Source organism: Streptomyces sp. 2323.1, assembly GCF_900221035.1.
GTDB classification, from domain to species: domain Bacteria; phylum Actinomycetota; class Actinomycetes; order Streptomycetales; family Streptomycetaceae; genus Streptomyces; species Streptomyces sioyaensis.
In genome coordinates this window covers 1236244-1252271 of sequence record NZ_LT907981.1, presented here as the reverse complement: position 1 = coordinate 1252271, position 16028 = coordinate 1236244, and the positions used below count along the sequence as shown (strand labels likewise).

General features: G+C 72.6%; 15 protein-coding genes and 1 tRNA gene. 9 read left to right on the top strand and 7 right to left on the bottom strand.

The genetic code is table 11. The annotated features are described in order from the left end of the window. Positions 1–50: 50 nt before the first annotated feature. Positions 51–344: a YiaA/YiaB family inner membrane protein gene (locus CPH93_RS04780; RefSeq protein ID WP_173909715.1), complete on the bottom strand. Its 294-nt coding sequence runs from the start codon at positions 342–344 to the stop codon at positions 51–53. A gap of 164 nt (positions 345–508) precedes the next feature. Here CPH93_RS04780 and CPH93_RS04775 point away from each other — a divergent pair. From CPH93_RS04775 to CPH93_RS04750, 6 genes are all read left to right on the top strand, one after another. Then, positions 509–582 (top strand) — tRNA-Pro (locus CPH93_RS04775). A 579-nt stretch (positions 583–1161) separates the two neighbouring features. Then, the gene (locus tag CPH93_RS04770) at positions 1162–1650 is read left to right on the top strand and encodes a helix-turn-helix domain-containing protein (RefSeq protein WP_006601984.1); all 489 of its coding nucleotides are present in this window, start codon (positions 1162–1164) and stop codon (positions 1648–1650) included. Positions 1651–1729: 79 nt separating this feature from the next. Next, complete coding sequence (locus CPH93_RS04765) at positions 1730–2314, top strand: hypothetical protein (RefSeq protein WP_096215312.1); 585 nt, start codon at positions 1730–1732, stop codon at positions 2312–2314. Next, positions 2307–3527 (top strand): MAB_1171c family putative transporter, encoded by a 1221-nt coding sequence (locus CPH93_RS04760; protein WP_096212055.1) that lies wholly within the window; start codon positions 2307–2309, stop codon positions 3525–3527. Before CPH93_RS04765 ends, CPH93_RS04760 begins: the two co-directional genes overlap by 8 nt. A 165-nt stretch (positions 3528–3692) precedes the next feature. Beyond that, positions 3693–4946, top strand: a complete 1254-nt coding sequence (locus tag CPH93_RS04755; RefSeq protein WP_096212054.1) for a cytochrome P450 family protein — start codon at positions 3693–3695, stop codon at positions 4944–4946. Positions 4947–5123: 177 nt separating this feature from the next. Then, positions 5124–6293: a D-alanyl-D-alanine carboxypeptidase family protein gene (locus tag CPH93_RS04750; protein ID WP_231977183.1), complete on the top strand. Its 1170-nt coding sequence runs from the start codon at positions 5124–5126 to the stop codon at positions 6291–6293. Between the two features lie 135 nt (positions 6294–6428). Here the strand turns inward: CPH93_RS04750 and CPH93_RS04745 are convergent, their stop codons facing one another. From CPH93_RS04745 to CPH93_RS04720, 6 genes are all read right to left on the bottom strand, one after another. Continuing rightward, a complete protein-coding gene (locus CPH93_RS04745) occupies positions 6429–7211 on the bottom strand; it encodes a DUF309 domain-containing protein (RefSeq protein ID WP_096212052.1) in 783 nt (260 codons plus the stop codon). Between the two features lie 32 nt (positions 7212–7243). Continuing rightward, positions 7244–7576 carry a DUF427 domain-containing protein gene (locus CPH93_RS04740; RefSeq protein ID WP_093486817.1) on the bottom strand — a complete coding sequence of 111 codons (333 nt, stop codon included), beginning with the start codon at positions 7574–7576 and terminating at the stop codon, positions 7244–7246. A 114-nt stretch (positions 7577–7690) separates the two neighbouring features. Next, positions 7691–8161 carry a thioesterase family protein gene (locus CPH93_RS04735; protein ID WP_093486819.1) on the bottom strand — a complete coding sequence of 157 codons (471 nt, stop codon included), beginning with the start codon at positions 8159–8161 and terminating at the stop codon, positions 7691–7693. Beyond that, positions 8158–9129: a 3-hydroxyacyl-CoA dehydrogenase NAD-binding domain-containing protein gene (locus CPH93_RS04730; RefSeq protein WP_096212051.1), complete on the bottom strand. Its 972-nt coding sequence runs from the start codon at positions 9127–9129 to the stop codon at positions 8158–8160. Before CPH93_RS04730 ends, CPH93_RS04735 begins: the two co-directional genes overlap by 4 nt. A gap of 50 nt (positions 9130–9179) precedes the next feature. After that, entirely contained in the window at positions 9180–10067 is an 888-nt protein-coding gene (locus CPH93_RS04725) for a 3-keto-5-aminohexanoate cleavage protein (protein WP_096212050.1), read from the bottom strand. 35 nt (positions 10068–10102) lie between these two features. Continuing rightward, positions 10103–10966, bottom strand: a complete 864-nt coding sequence (locus CPH93_RS04720) for a TetR family transcriptional regulator C-terminal domain-containing protein (RefSeq protein ID WP_093486825.1) — start codon at positions 10964–10966, stop codon at positions 10103–10105. 209 nt (positions 10967–11175) lie between these two features. Between CPH93_RS04720 and CPH93_RS04715 the strand changes: the two genes are divergently transcribed. From CPH93_RS04715 to CPH93_RS04705, 3 genes are all read left to right on the top strand, one after another. Beyond that, positions 11176–13239, top strand: a complete 2064-nt coding sequence (locus CPH93_RS04715; RefSeq protein ID WP_096215311.1) for a SpoIIE family protein phosphatase — start codon at positions 11176–11178, stop codon at positions 13237–13239. A gap of 85 nt (positions 13240–13324) precedes the next feature. After that, positions 13325–14722: a glutamine synthetase family protein gene (locus tag CPH93_RS04710; RefSeq protein WP_096212049.1), complete on the top strand. Its 1398-nt coding sequence runs from the start codon at positions 13325–13327 to the stop codon at positions 14720–14722. Beyond that, on the top strand, positions 14722–15864 hold the full coding sequence (locus CPH93_RS04705; RefSeq protein WP_096215310.1) for an amidohydrolase family protein: 1143 nt from the start codon (positions 14722–14724) through the stop codon (positions 15862–15864). Before CPH93_RS04710 ends, CPH93_RS04705 begins: the two co-directional genes overlap by 1 nt. Positions 15865–16028: the final 164 nt, after the last annotated feature.

The window sequence follows — 16028 nt, the reverse complement described above, 5'->3', positions numbered from 1 at the left end:
AAGCGTCGGGGCCACGGATCCGGAGATCCGTGGCCCCGACGCGGCCGGGGTCAGACCTTCCCCGGATGGAAGACGTCCTGCTCGATGAGGATCTTGTCGATCCGGGCCTTGTCCACCCGGTTCGTCACCTCCGCGACCTCCTGGCGGTCGCGTACGCACTTGGCCAGCGTGAACGCCGAGGACACCACAAAGATCAGCCCGAGGGCGAGGAACCCGCGCTCCCAGGGGCCCACGGGCAGCCTGGTGATCCCGATCATCAGCGCCGCCAGCGACAGTCCGAACGAGATCGCGGACTGCACGAAAAAGGCCGTGGTCGTCGGCCGCTGAATCGATGGAGTAGTCATGCGCGTAGCGTGGCGGCGCGGTGACAGCCGCGCATGAGTACGGGTACTCATCTCGCCGACCCGGCAGGTGGGGCCGTGCGCTACGAAATGGCAGCACCCACCCTCTGACATGCGGTATTGTTCTCGTGCGCGGTCAGCCGGGACAACCCGGCCAGAACGGGCATCGGGACGTGGCGCAGCTTGGTAGCGCACTTGACTGGGGGTCAAGGGGTCGCAGGTTCAAATCCTGTCGTCCCGACTTGCTTTTGTGCAGGTCGGAGGTCGTTTCCCTGAGGGGAGCGGCCTCTTCTGTATGTTCGCCTGCTGTTTTGCGGGGCGGCGTCCCGCTGTCTTGCGGGGAGAGGTATCGAGTCCGCGGGTGTGTCCGCGGCGTTCCGCCTGCCCGGTTCGTCCGTACGTGGCGAGCTGTCGGTCTCTGAGGGCCCGCGGGTCGTTTGCTCGTGCTGGTGCCGGGCCCTCGGAGCTGAGGGGCGCCGGGCTGTTGTGGCCGCCCTGACGTTCATGGATTCCTCCGCGGCTTACCAACTCCTCGTTTTGCAGCCCCGGTTGGCGTGCGATGCAGAGGGGGCGCACCAACACCCCGGAAATCGCTGTCATGTTGCGGGAGAGGCGCCAGCGGCCGGCTGGGTGGCCGACCGGATGGTTGCCATCGCTCACGCTCTGTGTGACCGCGCCGCCACTCAACTCCCGGTTAAGTCGGTCGGCCCCTACTGTCCGTAAGTGGACTGGTGCACCGCGTTCCCGGCATGACAGGATGAGAGGCGTAATTCCAGCGCCTTAACTGTTCGTTGGGCTCGATCGATGGGGGACGGTGGGCATGAGCGTGGGGGGCGACGGCCGGTCCAAGGAGGCGGGCAGTGCGCTCGCGGAGCGGCTCAACCATCTCTTCGCGAACATGCATCCGCCCGGGGCCCCGTACACCAACTCCTTTGTGGCCGAGGAGATCAGCGGGGGAGCGGAGGAGTACGGCGGGGTCAAGGTCACCGAGCAGTATCTGTCGATGCTGCGCAACAGCCGGCGTACGAACCCGAGTCCGGAACTGCTGCGCGCGCTGGCCAAGTTCTTCGCGGTGCCGGTGGGGTATCTGCTGGGGGACCTCTCGCAGCCGCAGGCCGCGCGGGTGGAGGAGGAGGTGCGCTTCCTCGCCGCGATGCGGGACCAGCGGGTGCGCGCCATCGCGCTGCGCTCCGTGGGGCTGCCGCCGGAGGTGCAGGACAGCCTGACGACGATCATCTGCCAGTTCCGGGAGCAGATGAATCTGCCGGCCGATCCGCCGGAGCAGGGCGGTGACCGGCGCGGTGAGTGAATCGACACGGACCGCTGAGCGCGGCCAGATCTTCGCTACCTGGCAGCGGGCCGGACACGAGGACGGGACGAGCATGCGAGTGGGGCAGATACGCAGGCGGTGCAAGCAGCTGATCAAGGAGCTGGCGCTGCCCGCCGCAATCGATCTGCGCGGGATGTGTGACATCGTCGCCGCGCGTGTGGCGCGGCCCGTCCATCTCGTGCCGATGAGCCTGGGCGGAGTGGTTTCCGGCATGACGGCCGTCACCGACGACGGCTACTGGGTCTTCTACGAGCTCAAGACCTCACCGTGGCACCAGGCGCACATCGTGCTGCACGAACTGAGCCACCTCCTGCTGGGGCACGCCCAGGATCCCGCGGTCACCGAGGACGCCCTGAAGCTGTGGACGCCGTCCGTCGATGTCGCCACCGCCATGCGGCGGATGGGCCTGACCATGGGTTTCGCCCGGCACCACGGCTACGACAACCTCGCCGAGCGGGAGACCGAGGTGCTCGGCACGCTGCTGATGGAGCGGGTCGCACCGTCCGCGGCCGAGCGGGAACTCCCCCTGGAGGGGCAGGCGGCCGAGCTGGCGGCGGCGCTCGGGCCCGCCCTCCAGCACATCCGGCGTCAGCAGGGGGCCCCCGCCGGTGGCGCCGGTGCGGACGGGGGCTCGCGTGTTTGATGTCATCTATCTGTCGTTCGGCCTGGCCGCCTGGGTGATCGTCGGGTACAAATCCGTCGCCTGGTTCCGGGACCGCAGCAATGCGGACCTGGGGCTGGCCTGCGTGATGACCGGCGGGGTGGCGACGGTCTTCCTCTTCTCCGCGCCCAGCCTCTACCGCGCCTTCGACCGGCTGGCCGGTGTGGCCAACCTCGCGATGGTGTTCCTCTACTCCTCCGTCGTGGTGTTCGCCGCGGGTGCGCTGGTGTTGCTGCTGCGCTGGACGGTGGGGGAGGGGTCGGCCGGGAGGGCCCGTGCGCGGACCGGGGCGCGCGTCGCCGTCGGGGGTGTGGCCGCGCTCTGGGCGGTGGCGATCGCCGGCTTCGCGATCGGCCGGCCGGACGCCGTCGAGCACCCCCGCGACTTCAGCACCGCGTACACCGACTCTCCTGGCGTCATGCTGTTCCTGGTGCTGTATCTGGCCATCTTCGGCTTCACCTGTGCGGCCCTGGGGACGCTGTGTCCGCGTTACGCCGCCCGGCTCGGCGGCACGTACCTGGCGCGCGGTCTGCGGGTGCTGGCCGCGGGCTGCTGGCTGGGCCTCGTCTACTGCGCGTGCAAGGTCATCGGGTTCGCCCTGTCCTGGGCGGGCCACCCGGCGCTGTGGCTCTCCAACGGCGTGGCCCCGCTGGGTGCCTCGGTCGCGGCGCTCATGGTCCTCGCCGGGTTCGCGCTGCCGGCGGCCGGCCCGCGGGTCGCCGCCTGGCGCCGGCTGCGCCGCCTCTCCCCGCTCTGGCGGACCGTCACCGCACAGACCCCGGAGGTGACGATGGAAACCTCGGCGTGGTCCGTGCGCTGGCCGTTCGCCGATCTGGAGTGGCGGGCCAACCGGCAGATGGCCGAGATCCGGGACGTCCAGCGCGGTATCCGGCGCCATGTGGAGTCCGACGCCGTGGACATCGCCCGGGAGCGGGCCCGCGCGGTCGCGCTGGACGACCGGCAACTGGCGGCGGTTGCGGAGGCCGCCGCGCTCCGTCGCGGTCTGGAGAACCGTGCGGTCGGTCATGTCCCCGACCACGGCGCGGACAGCGTGGTGGTCGCCAGCGGCAGCGAACCGGCCGAACTCACCGCGGAGTACGAGCACTTGGCCCTGGTGGCGGATGTCTACCACTCGCCGCTGATCGACACCGTGCTCACCGAGCTGCGCCAGCGCAGCGCGGTGGCGCGCAACTGAGGAACACCCCCTGAGACGGGGTGGCCCGGGACGGGGGTCCGGGCCGCCCGAACCACCGAGGCGGCACCGGTTCCTGAACCGGTGCCGCCCTCGCCGGTGTTGTGGGTGTTGCCGGACGGGAGACTACGCAGGGGGACGTCGCGGCCACACCCTAGAGTCGGGCCCATGCAGAACACCGCCCAGACCGGCCCCGACGCCCCCATCGACGTGACGCCCCTGCTCGACGATCCGTACGCCGCCTACGCCGCGCTACGCGAGGCCGGACCGGTGCACCGGATCACCGGCGCGGACGGCAGCCCCGCCTGGCTGGTCACGCGCTACGACGACGTCCGCAGCGCACTCGCCGATCCCCGGCTCTCCCTGGACCGACGCCATGCCGGGCCCGGCGGATACCGCGGTTTCGCGCTGCCGCCCGCGCTGGACGCCAATCTGCTGAACATGGATCCGCCGGACCACACCCGCGTCCGCCGCCTGGTGGTCAAGGCCTTCACCCCGGGCCGGGTCGAGACGCTGCGGGCGCCCGTACGGCGGGTGGCCGACGAACTGCTGGACGCGATGGCCGAGCGCGGCCGCGCGGACCTGATCGCCGACTATGCGGGGCCGTTGCCGATCACCGTGATCTGCGATCTGCTCGGGATCCCGCAGCGCGACCGGCGGGACTTCCTGGCCTGGTCGGACGCGCTGATCACGCCCGATCCGAGCCGGCCGGAGGGGATGAAGCAGGCGATCGGGGCGATGCTGGAGTTCTACACCGGGCTGATCGCGGCCAAGCGCGCCGAGCCGGGCGACGATCTGCTCTCGGACCTGATCGCGGTCCGCGATGACGCGCCCGCCGCCGACGGGAGCGACCGGCTCACCGAGGACGAACTGACCTCGCTCGCCTTCCTCATTCTCTTCGCCGGATACGAGAACACCGTCCACCTCATCGGCAACGCCGTGCTCGCCCTGCTCGACCACCCGGACCTACTCCGTCAGTTGCAGCAGAATCCAGCCGAACTCCCGGCGGCCGTGGAGGAGTTCCTCCGCTACGACGGCCCCGGTCCGCTGGCGATCCGCCGCTTCCCCACCCAGGACGTGGAGATCGGCGGCGTACGGATCCCGGCCGGGGACAGCGTGCTGCTGGCGATCGCGTCCGCGAACCGCGACCCCGCGCGCTTCCCTGCGCCGGACGCGCTGGACCGCGGCCGGGACCTCTCCGGGCACCTCGCGATGGGCCACGGCATCCACTACTGCCTCGGCGCGCCGCTCGCCCGGATGGAGGCGGTGACCGCGCTCGAAGCGCTCCTCGGCCGCTTCCCGGAGCTGCGACTGGACGTCCCGCGTGGTGAATTGCGGCACCGCAGGACCCTCCGGTCGCGTGGCCTGATTTCGCTGCCCGTCGCCTGGGAAACGGCGAGCGAACAAGTTTTTGAGGCATAACCGTTCGCTCATGCGGTAGAAAGGTGTCTGAGCCCGCCCGGTGTGCATCCCCCGTCGCACCGGGCGGGCCTTTCTTTGCACCCGTTGCAGTTGCGATATGCCGGGCGGGTGGCGGCACGATGGCCCGTCTGGCTCAACTGTGCTGCGGGTTGCCGTCCCACTCCATAGCGTGACGGCATGGCAACTCACGCGCGGATGTCCAAGACGGCAGCGGCGACGGCGGCGATCGCCCTCGCCGGGGTCTCACTGACGTGCATACCGGCCGCGGCGGACGGGGCGACGGGCCGTCAGGCCGGCGTGGCCGATGCCGGGGTACAGGCGGTCACCGCCCCCGGCATACCGCGGCTGCCCGGCGGGCTGTCCGCACTGTCCTGGATGGTGGCCGACGCGGACACCGGCAATGTGCTGGCCGCGAAGAGCGCGCACCGCAAGCTCGCCCCGGCCAGCACCCTCAAGACGCTGTTCGCGGTCACCGTCCTTCCGAAGTTCCCGGGCGGCACCGTGCGCCAGGTCAGCTCCGCGGACCTCGAGGGTGTCGGGGCCGGCAGCAGCGTCGTCGGCGTCCGGCAGGGCCGCCGCTACACCGTCGCCGACCTGTGGCGCGGGGTCTTCCTGCGCTCCGGCAACGACGCGGTGCACGTGCTGGCGTCGATGAACGGCGGCTGGCAGACCACCGCGCGGGAGATGCAGCAGACCGCCCGCAGGCTCGGCGCGCGCGACACCACCGTCAAGTCCCCGGACGGTTATGACGCGCCCGGCCAGGTGTCCTCCGCGTACGACCTGACCATCTTCGCCCGCGCCGGACTCGCCAACGCCGACTTCGCCCGCTACTGCGCCACCACCAGTGCCCAGTTCCCCGGCGCCGGCGGCACCACCCGGATCGAGAACACCAACCGCATGCTGGTCGGCTCGCACGGGCTGGCCCGCTACCCCGGCATCATCGGCGTGAAGAACGGCTACACCTCCAAGGCCGGCAACACCCTGATCGCCGCCGCCCGCCGGAACGGCCGCACCCTGCTGGTCACCGTCATGAACCCGCAGTCGACGCAGGCCAACGGTGTCTACAAGGAGGCCGGTTCGCTGCTGGACTGGGGCTTCGACGCCGAGGGCAAGGCCCAGCCGGTGGGCACCCTGCACGCCGTGAGCGCCTCCTACGACGGTGGCGCCCGGCCGGGTCCGGTGGCAGACCGGACGACCGGGGCCGCGGCCCGCGACGGTTCCCCCTGGCGCTCCACCCTGGTCCTGGGGGCGGGCGGCGCCGGCGTCGCGGCGATCGGGCTGGGCGCCCTGCTCACCCGCTGGCGGCAGGCGCGCGGCCGTGGCGGAGCGGGGCGCGGCACGGCGTAGGCCGGCGGCCGGTGGGGCGTACGGCCGGCGAGCGGCGGTGACTGGGCTGGACGGCTGGGGGTAACGGCCGGCGAGCGGCGGTGGCTGTGCCGTACGGCTGGTAGGAGGGCTCCGTCTGTCCCCGCGGAGCCCTCCTCACCCCTCGGCGGTGGGGCGGTTTTCGGTCGTGTCGCCGGTGGTCCGGAGCCGGGGCGCGGTCTCCGCCGCCGGTACGGCCCCGGAGCCGGTCAGACGTCCGGTCAGCTCCCGGGACCAGGCGAGGAGTCCCGCGATGTCGATCCCGTAAGGGGCCGCGTCCGCATACGGGGCGAGGGCCGACGTCCCCCGGTCGAGCAGCGCCGTGCCGCCCACGGCATTGCCGCGTGCCGCATGGGTGAGTCCCACCGCGAGCTGGGCGAGTCCGCGCCACAGCTCGCGCTCCGCCTCCGGCGCCGCCTTCCAGGCGTCCTCCAGCACCTCATGGGCATGGAACGGCATCCCGTCGTCGAGCAGCCGCTGTGCCTCGGCCAGCGATTGTGCGGGTGTCCGCGCCACCCCCTCGGGCTGCCGCGCCACCCCCGGGGAGCCGTAGGGGAGCGGGCGGCCGAGCCCATCGCGGGGGCGGGCGCTGCGGGCCCGCCCCTCCTCGTCGCGGTCCCGGCGGAGTGGCCCTGCGGCCCGCCGCTGGGGGGTGCCGGGGGTCCCGGGCTCGCCGTTCCGGGCCGCGTCGCCTTCGTCCCCGCCCGCGCCGTCCGCCGTCGCGGCGCCGCAGTGCTCGCAGACCTCACCGCCCGGCCGTTCGCGGATCCGGCCGCAGGCCGCACACACCTGGTCCAGCCAGCAGGCCGGATCGCCGCCCTCGGTGCCCGGCCGCGGGGGGCCGGACGTCCGGGTCGGGGGCGGGCCGGGTGTGTCGGGTGTCTTGTCCGCGTCGTTCACCCTTCGATTGTGCGGTGTCGGGCCGGCCGGTGTCAGTCCCGCTCGACCTCGTAGAAGCAGAAATGATCTTTGATCGGGGCGACCTGGTCATGCGGCTCGGGGTAGGCCCACACGACGTCCTCCGGGCCGCCGGGCAGCGACCAGTAGGAGGCCGTGCCCTTGAAGGGGCACACGGTGTGCGTGTCGGAGGGGACCAGCAGCTCGGTCCGTACGTCCTCGGGCGGGAAGTAGTACCGCACCGGGTAGCCGGTCTCCGCGAGCAGGAGCGGGCGGTTGCTCTCGGCGATCAGCCGGCCGTCGATCTCGACGCGGACGTGCTCGCTGCCCTGGGTGACGTCGATGTGGTGGCCTTTAGTCGTGCTCATGGTCGTGTCTCCTTCTCCTTGCCGGATCGGTGGCGGGACCGTCTTCCAGGATGGCACCGGCCCGGGGTGGCGTCCCCGCGCGGCATCCGGCACCCCCGACGGCCGCCCCGCTCCTCACACCTCCCGGATCCCGTGCCCCGCCCACGAGGGCGCCGGAGCGACCAGCCCGATGAGGAAGGCACGGGTGGCCTCCGGCAACGGCGCCGCCCGGCCCGCGGACCGGTCGATGTGCAGGGTGAACAACTCCTCCGTGGCCACCGGGTCGCCCGCCGGCGCACCGGCGAACATCTCGTGGAGGAGGCGGAGCTTCTTGCCGTCCACACCCAACACGGTGGTACGGACGGTGAGTTCGGTGTTGCGGGCCACCTCGTGGAGGTAGCGGACATGTGCCTCGACCGTGTAGAGGGAGCAGCCGGAGCGCTCGCGGTAGGAGGGGCCGAGCCCGGCCGCCGCCATCAGGGCATCGGTCGCGAAGCCGAAGACCAGGACGTAGTAGGCCTCGCTGAGGTGGCCGTTGTAGTCGATCCAGTCGTCCTGGACCCGTCGGCGGAAGAGCGGGAGGCCTCCCGGCGGGTGCGGGCTCATCGTGACGTGTCTCCCAGCCGGCCGGTGGCGCGCAGGACATCGATGACGCCCTGGTCGCGCGCGGCGACCAGGTCCGCATAGCTGCGGTCGCCCGCCGCCTCCGCACAGCCCTCGACCATGGCGTCGCGCAGCGCACGGTCCAGCTCCGGCGCCTCCAGACGGGTCCACGGCGACTTCAGGGACGGGCCGAAGTGGTCGAGCATGTGCGCCATGCCACCCTCGCCGCCGGCCAGCGCGAAGGTCAGGCAGGGGCCCATGAACGCCCAGCGCAGGCCAGGGCCTTCGGTGATCGAGGCGTCGATGTCCGCGACCGAGGCCTCGCCGTTCGCGACCATGTGCAGCGCCTCGCGCCACAGTGCCTCCTGGAGGCGGTTGGCGATGAAGCCCGGCAGTTCGCGGTCCATGGTGAGGACGGACTTGCCCGCCACCTCGTAGAAGCGGGACGCCCAGGTGACGGCCGCGCGGTCGGTCCGTTCGCCGCCGACGACCTCGACCAGTGGGATCAGGTACGGCGGGTTGAAGGGGTGGCCGACGACCAGGCGGCCGGCGTCCCCGGCCGCGGTCTGCATATCGGTCATCGGGTAGCCGGAGGTGGAGGAGGCGATGACCACGCCCGGCCGGGTCGCGGCGGTCAGCTCGGCGAGCAGCGAGCGCTTCAACTCCAGCTTCTCGGGGGCGCTTTCCTGGACGAAGTCCGCGTCGGCGACCGCCTCGGCGAGCGTGCCGGCGACGGTCAGCCGGTCCGGTGCGGCGCCCTCGGCCAGGCCTATCTGTTCCAGCGCGGGCCAGGCGGTGGCCACCAGACGGCGGAGCTTCTCCTCTGCGTCGGGGGCCGGGTCCCAGGCGGTGACGTCGTAGCCGCGGGCGAGGAAGTGGGCGGCCCAGCCGCCGCCGATCACTCCGGCGCCGATACAGGCGACACGGCGTACGTCCTCGGGGGCGCAGGGGGCGGGGAGGGTTTCAGGCATGGTGAGCGGCTCCAGGCGGAGAGGTGGAGGAGGTGTGTGCGGGCGCGGGGTCAGGCGCGCGGCTTCAGCCCCAGCCGGGCACGTGCCTGGTCGGGTGTGGCGACCGTGGCGCCGAGCAACTCGGTGAGCTGTACGGCACGTTCGACCAGCTGCCCGTTGGTGGCCTTGACGCCCTTGCTGAGGTAGAGGTTGTCCTCCAGGCCGACCCGGACGTTGCCGCCGAGAAGGATCGACTGGGCGGCCCACGGCAGCTGCATCCGGCCGAGCGCGAAACTCGCCCACTGCGCGCCCTCGGGCAGCATGTGGACCATGGACTGGAGCACACCCGGGTCGGCCGGGGCGCCCCAGGGGATGCCCATGCACAGCTGGAAGACCGTCGGGTCGTCCAGCAGCCCCTCGCCCAGCAGCTGCTGGGCGAACCACAGCTGACCGGTGTCGAAGATCTCCAACTCGGGCCGTACGCCGAGTTCCTGGATGCGCCGGGCGCCGGCCCGCAGCATGTCGGGGGTGGAGACATAGAGGGTGGATCCGTCGCCGAAGTTGAGCGAGCCGCAGTCCAGGGTGCAGATGTCGGGCAGCAGTTCCTCGACGTGCGGGAGCCGCTCCAGGCCGCCCACCAGGTCCGTACCGGGCAGCTGCCGGAGCGGGCGTTCTGGGTCGATCACCAGGTCGCCGCCCATGCCGGCGGTGAGGTTGATGACGACGTCGGTGCCGGTCTCCTTGATCCGCTCGACGACCTCCGCGTACAGCCGCGGATCGCGGGAGGGGGCGCCGGTCTCGGGGTCCCGTACATGGATGTGCACCACGGCGGCGCCCGCGGACGCCGCTTCGACGGCCGACGCGGCGATCTGCTCGGGCGTCACCGGGACGTGCGGGGAGCGGCGGACGGTGTCACCGGCGCCGGTGAGCGCGCAGGTGATGATGACCTCGTTGTTCACGGGAGTCCCTTCGGTGGGTGTGCTGAGGGGCGGCTTCAACCGGCGGGGGTCAGCTCGCTCTCCACGAAGGCGAGCAGGGCGGCGTGCATGGTGTCGGGGCCGGTGCTGTCCGGTGCCGTGGCCAGCACCTGTGTGGCCAGGCCGTCGATCAGTGCGGTCAGCCGTAGCGCGGTGAACTCCGGATCGACGGCGCGGAAGACGCCCTGGTCGATGCCGCGCCGTACGACGTCGGCGACGGTGCTGCGCCACTGCCGGTAGTAGTGCTCGTGGAGCCGGCCGACGGCGGTGGAGCGGGCCGCCTGGGCCCACAGGTCGAGCCAGACCAGCCACTGGCGGCGCTGCTGTTCGGTGCGCGGGGTCTGCAGCGCGATCAGCTGCCGCAGCTCGGCACCGGCGTCGGGGGCCTCGGCCAGGCCGGCGGCGCGGCGTTCGGTGTCCTCGTCCATGCACCAGCGCACCGCGGCCTCCAGCAGCTCGTCGCGGCCGGGGAAGTGGTAGTGGACGGCGGCGGGGCTGGTGCCGCAGGCGGCCGCGATGTCGGCGACGCGTACGCCGTGGAAGCCGTGTACGGCGATCAGCCGGACGGTCTCCCGCACGATCTGCAGCGGCCGGCCGCCCTCGGGGACGGCTGCCGGCTCGCGGTCGGCCCCCGCGGCGGGCCGGGCCGGGGCGCCGAGCAGCCAGCCGGTGTCGACCGCCCCGATATCGGCGATCCGCACGATCTCGGCGAGGGTGAACCGCCGGGTGCCGCCCAGTGACCGGGACAGCTTCGAGGGGTCCATCACGATCCGGCGGGCGAACTCGCGGTGGCTGCAGCCGAGCCGGCCGATCACCTGCCGGACACGGTCCGTGACATCGCCGGTGTCGTCGGTGACCCGGTCTCCGGGGGCGTCGTCCATGGTCCGGGACCGTAACAGCGCGTTGAGAACATCGCAATAGTGTGGGGGAGGGAGGGGGGGTTCTCATCGCCTTATTCGCACCGAAACAGGCGGTGGGGTGTTGAGGTAGCTGATGCATGAGTCAGTTTGCCGAGGTGGTGGTTCCGGGGCTCTACGGAGGGAATCGACTGGAGACGCCGCAATCCGGGCGAATGTGGCAAAGTGACGTCATGGCTGACCGGGGAGCGAAGCTGCCCGCCGTGTCGGTGCCGGACGACTGGCCCGCCCACCCGGACCTGACCCTGGCCCTCAACGGCATGGGTGGCTTCGACTGGGACCTCGACAGCGGGCTGATGCACATGGATGCGCCCGCCCTCGAGGTGTTCGACATGCTCCCGGCGGACTACGACGACCGTCCGGAGACCCTCAGGTGTCGCCTCCCGTCCCATGAAGCGGCCCGTCTGGACGCCCTGGTCGCCCGGGCGCTCAAGGACGGCAGCGACTCCTACGGCGCGTACTTCCGGGTGCGGCTGCGCGACGGCGAGCTGCGCTGGACCCACAGCCAGGGCAGCATCCGGCGGGACGGCAGAGGCCGGCCCCGGCGCATCATCGGGGTGGTGCGCGACGCCAGCCAGGAGTACACCCACGCGGCGGAGCGGCTCGCCGGCGATGAGGAACGCCGTCGGCACACCAGCGTCGTCGAGCGCACCACCGCCGCCCTGGCACACGCCAGAACGGTCGGTGACGTGATCGCCGTGCTCGCCGACGAGCAGGGGCTGAGCCGGCTGGGCGCGGAGAACGTGATCCTCGGCCTCGTCGAGGCGGGCCGTATCCGGCTGATCTCCGAGGGCAAGGCGGGCAGCTTCGTACCGGACCTCGAATACACGCGGGTGGGGGACGAATTCCCGATGAGCGAGGTCGTCCGCACGCTCACCCCGCGGTATGTGTCCAGCCGTGCGGAGTTCCGGCGCGGCTGGCCGCGGCTGTGGCCGGCCATAGAGCCGCTGAACGTCAACTCCGCGGCCTATCTGCCGCTGATCGCCCAGGGCCGCCCGATCGGTGTGATCGGCCTGTTCTTCGAGCGCGAGAGCGACTTCCGCGACCAGGAACGCAGCGTCCTGCTGGCGCTCGGCAGCAGCATCGCGCAGAGCCTGGCCCGCGCCATGCTCTACGACCAGGAGCACGATCTCGCCGCGGGCCTCCAGCAGGCCATGCTGCCCCGCCGGATCCCCGGCGTCGCAAACGCGCAGATCGCCGTCCGCTACCGCTCCGCCCGGATGGGCCGGGACATCGGCGGCGACTGGTACGACGTTATTCCGCTGCCCGACGGCCGGATCGCCGCCGTCATCGGCGACGTCCAGGGCCATGACACCCAGGCCGCGGCGCTGATGGGCCAGCTGCGGATCGTGCTGCGCGCCTACGCGGCCGAAGGGCACGCCCCGGCCACCGTCATGGCCCGCGCCTCCGCCTTCCTCAACGAGCTCGACACCGACCGCTTCGCCACCTGCACCTATGTCGATGCGGACCTGAGCACCGGCGCGGCCCGGATCGTCCGGGCCGGCCATATCGACCCCCTGTTGCGGCACGCCGAGGGCATCTGCCGCAGACTGCCGGTGGCCGGCGGGCTGCCGCTCGGCATCGCCTCCGAATTCCGCCGGCTCGACTATCCGGTCACCACCGTCCAGCTCGCCCCGGGCGACACCCTGCTGTTGTGCACCGACGGCATCGTCGAACAGCCCGGCACCGATCTCGACGAGGGGATGCGGCAGTTGGCCCGCGAGGTCCGCGACGGCCCCCAGGACGTCCAGCAACTCGCCGACCGGCTCTGCGAGTCGGCGGGCGCCCGGACCGGCGAGGACGACATGGCGCTGCTTCTGCTGCGCCGCCTCGGCGCCCCGGAGCACGACATCGTCGGACGGTTCCGTCAGCACATCGCACCCGCCGACCCCGACGGGCTGTCGGCCGCGCGGCACATGATCCGGGCCGCGGTACGCGCCTGGGGCGCGGCCGAGCGGGCCGAGGAGATCGAGCTGGTCGCCGATGAGCTGATCACCAACGCGCTGCTGCACACCGACGGCGAGGCCGTGGTCAACATCCGTATGCCGCACAGCGTCGGGCGGCTGCTGCGGCTGGAGGTCGAGGACCACTCCAGCAGCCTGCCGCGGCGCCGGGAACCGGGCGAGGCCGGTGTCTCCGGCCGCGGTCTGCTCCTCGTGGACCGCTTGGCCGATGTCTGGGGTGTGGAACCGCGCGGCAGCGGAAAGTGCGTATGGTGCGAGTTCAACTGCTCCTGACCGGCCAGGCATCGGGCTGCGCCGGCCACGGGTGGTCAGCACAGCGGGCGCCGAGGGGTCGGCACGGTCGAGTGAGGACGGATTTATGGGATCGCGGGCGGAACAGCGCGAGGAAGCCCGCCGGCTGGCGGCGCAACTGACCTCGGAGGGCGTCCTGAACGTGGCGCTGACCTGGGTGGACAATGCTGGCATCACCCGGGTCAAGACCGTTCCGGTGCAGCGGTTCGCGGCGGCCGCGGAGCGCGGCGTGGGGATGTCGCCCGTCTTCGACGTCTTCACCTCCGACGACGACATCACCGAATCCGAGCACGTCGGCGGGCCCGACGGGGACCTGCGGCTCTTCCCCGACCTGGACCGCGTCGTCGTCCTCGCGGCACAGCCCGGCTGGGCCTGGGCGCCGGTGGACCGCTACGACCAGCTCGGCCGGCCGCACCCCGCCTGCCAGCGACAGTTCGCCCGGCGGATGGTGGAGCGGGCCGGCGCGGCCGGTCTGGAACTGCGGATGGGCTTCGAAACGGAGTGGGTGGTCACCCGCGCCCCGGCGGGGCACGGCCCGGCCGCCGAGGGCGCGGACGAGGTGCTCGACTACCCCTGCGCGGGCCCCGCCTACGGCATGACGCGCGTCGTCGAACTCTCCGACTACCTCCGGGACGTCACCGAGGCGCTCGCCGTCCAGGGCCTGGACGTACTCCAGCTCCACCCCGAGTACGCCCCGGGCCAGTTCGAGGTCACCACCGCCCCCGCCGATCCGGTGCGCGCCGCCGACGACGTGGTGCTGGTCCGGGAGACCGTCCGCGCCGTCTCCGCCCGGCACGGGCTGCGTGCCTCCTTCGCCCCGTCGGTCGTCGCCGGCCAGGTCGGCAACGGCTGCCACCTCCACCTCGGCCTCTACCGCGACGGGGCGAGCCTGCACCGGACCCCCGGCGCCGAATGGGGCCTGGCGCCGGACGCGGTGGCCTTCCTCGGCGGACTCGTCGACGCCCTGCCCGCCCTGCTCGCCATCGGCTGCCCGTCACCCGCCAGCTATCTGCGGCTGCAGCCCTCCCACTGGGCCGGCGTCTACCAGTGCTGGGGCGTGGAGAACCGGGAGGCGGCGCTGCGGCTGATCACCGGCGCCCCCGACGACCCGGACGGCGGTCACGCCGAGGTCAAGACGTTCGATGCCGCCGCCAATCCGTATCTCGCCGTGGGCACGGTCATCGCCGCCGGACTGCACGGCATCGAATCGGCGGCGCAGCTGCCCGACCCGCAGACCGGCGACCCGGGCGTACTCGGCGTCCGCGAGCGGGCCCGGCGCGGCATCGTACGGCTGCCCGCCACCCTCACCGAGGCCGCCGACCGGCTGGAGAAGTCGGCCCCGCTGCACGAGGCGATGGGAGAGGTGCTGCACGGCGCGGTGCTGGCCGTGCGGCGCGCGGAGGAGGCCCACTTCGCCGAGAGCGAGGCGGAGGAGATCGCCGCCGCCACCCGCTGGCGGTGGTGATGCCCGCCGACGTCGCGGGAGTTGGCCCCGGCGCCGCCGACGGCCTGCCGCCGCTGGTGGACCACCACTGCCACGGCGTGCTCCGGTACGAGCCCGACCCCGGGACGTTCTCCTCGTACCTCACCGAATCGGACCGGCCGCCCGCGACCGGCACCACCTTCTTCGACACCCAGGCCGGTTTCGCGGTACGCCGCTGGTGCCCGCCGCTGCTCGACCTGCCGGCGCACTGCCCGCCCGACCGCTATCTGGCCCGCCGCCGCGACCTGGGCCCGGACGAGACCCGGCGCCGGCTGCTGCGCGCCACCGGCATCGGCAGCTACCTCCTGGACACCGGGCTGCCCGGCGACCTGACCGGCCCCGCCGAGACAGCCGCGGATGGCGGCGGCACCGGCTACGAGGTCGTACGGCTGGAGACGCTGGCCGAGCGCACCGCGGCCGGTGCCCGGGACGCCGAGGAGCTCACCGACGCCCTCGCCCGCGCAGTCCGCGACGCCGCGCGCACCGCCGTCGCTTTCAAGACAGTCGCCGCCTACCGTCACGGGCTCGCGCTGGACCCCGTGCCGCCCGCCCCCGGTGCGGTGCACTCCGCCGTCCGCTCCTGGATGGCCGCGGGCACCCCCCGCCTCACCGACCCGGTCCTGCTGCGCCACCTCATCGAACTGGCCGTGGCCACCGGCCGCCCCCTCCAGCTGCACACCGGATTCGGCGACCCCGACCTCCGCCTCGATCACGCCGACCCCGCGCTGTTGACCGGGCTGGTCCGGGCCACCGCCGACACCGGCACGGACCTGGTGCTGCTGCACTGCTACCCGTACCACCGTCAGGCCGCCTACCTGGCGAGCGTGTTCCCGCACGTGTATGCCGACGTCGGGCTGACGCTCAGTCATACCGGCTCGCGCGCGGCGGCCGTGCTCGCCGAGTTCCTGGAACTCGCGCCCTTCGGCAAGCTGCTCTTCTCCACCGACGCCTACGGCCTGCCGGAGCTGTACGTGGTCGGCAGCGCGCTGTTCCGGACCGCGCTGGCGGCCGTCCTGGGCGACTGGACGGCGTCCGGAGCCTGGTCGGCCGACGACGCCCGGCGGGTCGGCGCGATGATCGCCGCGGGCAACGCGCGCAGGGTGTATGGGCTTCCGGACGATTGAGCGGGGCAGTGGGTCGCTGGCGGAGCGCTGGCGTACGTGGTGGGTGAACGGGCCTGCGGGCCGCTGGCTACTGGGCAGCTGAGCGGGCCTGCGGGCCACTGGCGAACGGGCAGCTGAACGGGCCGGTGGGTCACTGGCGTACCGGGCGGCCGCGGAGGTGGCGC

Excerpts from the sequence above, each read along its gene's own strand:
- CPH93_RS04740 (WP_093486817.1), bottom strand. The coding sequence starts at position 7,576 with ATGAGCACGACTAAAGGCCACCACATCGACGTCACCCAGGGCAGCGAG.
- CPH93_RS04755 (WP_096212054.1), top strand. The coding sequence starts at position 3,693 with ATGCAGAACACCGCCCAGACCGGCCCCGACGCCCCCATCGACGTGACG.
- CPH93_RS04750 (WP_231977183.1), top strand. The coding sequence starts at position 5,124 with ATGGCAACTCACGCGCGGATGTCCAAGACGGCAGCGGCGACGGCGGCG.
- CPH93_RS04710 (WP_096212049.1), top strand. The coding sequence starts at position 13,325 with ATGGGATCGCGGGCGGAACAGCGCGAGGAAGCCCGCCGGCTGGCGGCG.
- CPH93_RS04705 (WP_096215310.1), top strand. The coding sequence starts at position 14,722 with ATGCCCGCCGACGTCGCGGGAGTTGGCCCCGGCGCCGCCGACGGCCTG.
- CPH93_RS04730 (WP_096212051.1), bottom strand. The coding sequence starts at position 9,129 with ATGCCTGAAACCCTCCCCGCCCCCTGCGCCCCCGAGGACGTACGCCGT.
- CPH93_RS04715 (WP_096215311.1), top strand. The coding sequence starts at position 11,176 with ATGGCTGACCGGGGAGCGAAGCTGCCCGCCGTGTCGGTGCCGGACGAC.
- CPH93_RS04770 (WP_006601984.1), top strand. The coding sequence starts at position 1,162 with ATGAGCGTGGGGGGCGACGGCCGGTCCAAGGAGGCGGGCAGTGCGCTC.
- CPH93_RS04735 (WP_093486819.1), bottom strand. The coding sequence starts at position 8,161 with ATGAGCCCGCACCCGCCGGGAGGCCTCCCGCTCTTCCGCCGACGGGTC.
- CPH93_RS04780 (WP_173909715.1), bottom strand. The coding sequence starts at position 344 with ATGACTACTCCATCGATTCAGCGGCCGACGACCACGGCCTTTTTCGTG.
- CPH93_RS04720 (WP_093486825.1), bottom strand. The coding sequence starts at position 10,966 with ATGGACGACGCCCCCGGAGACCGGGTCACCGACGACACCGGCGATGTC.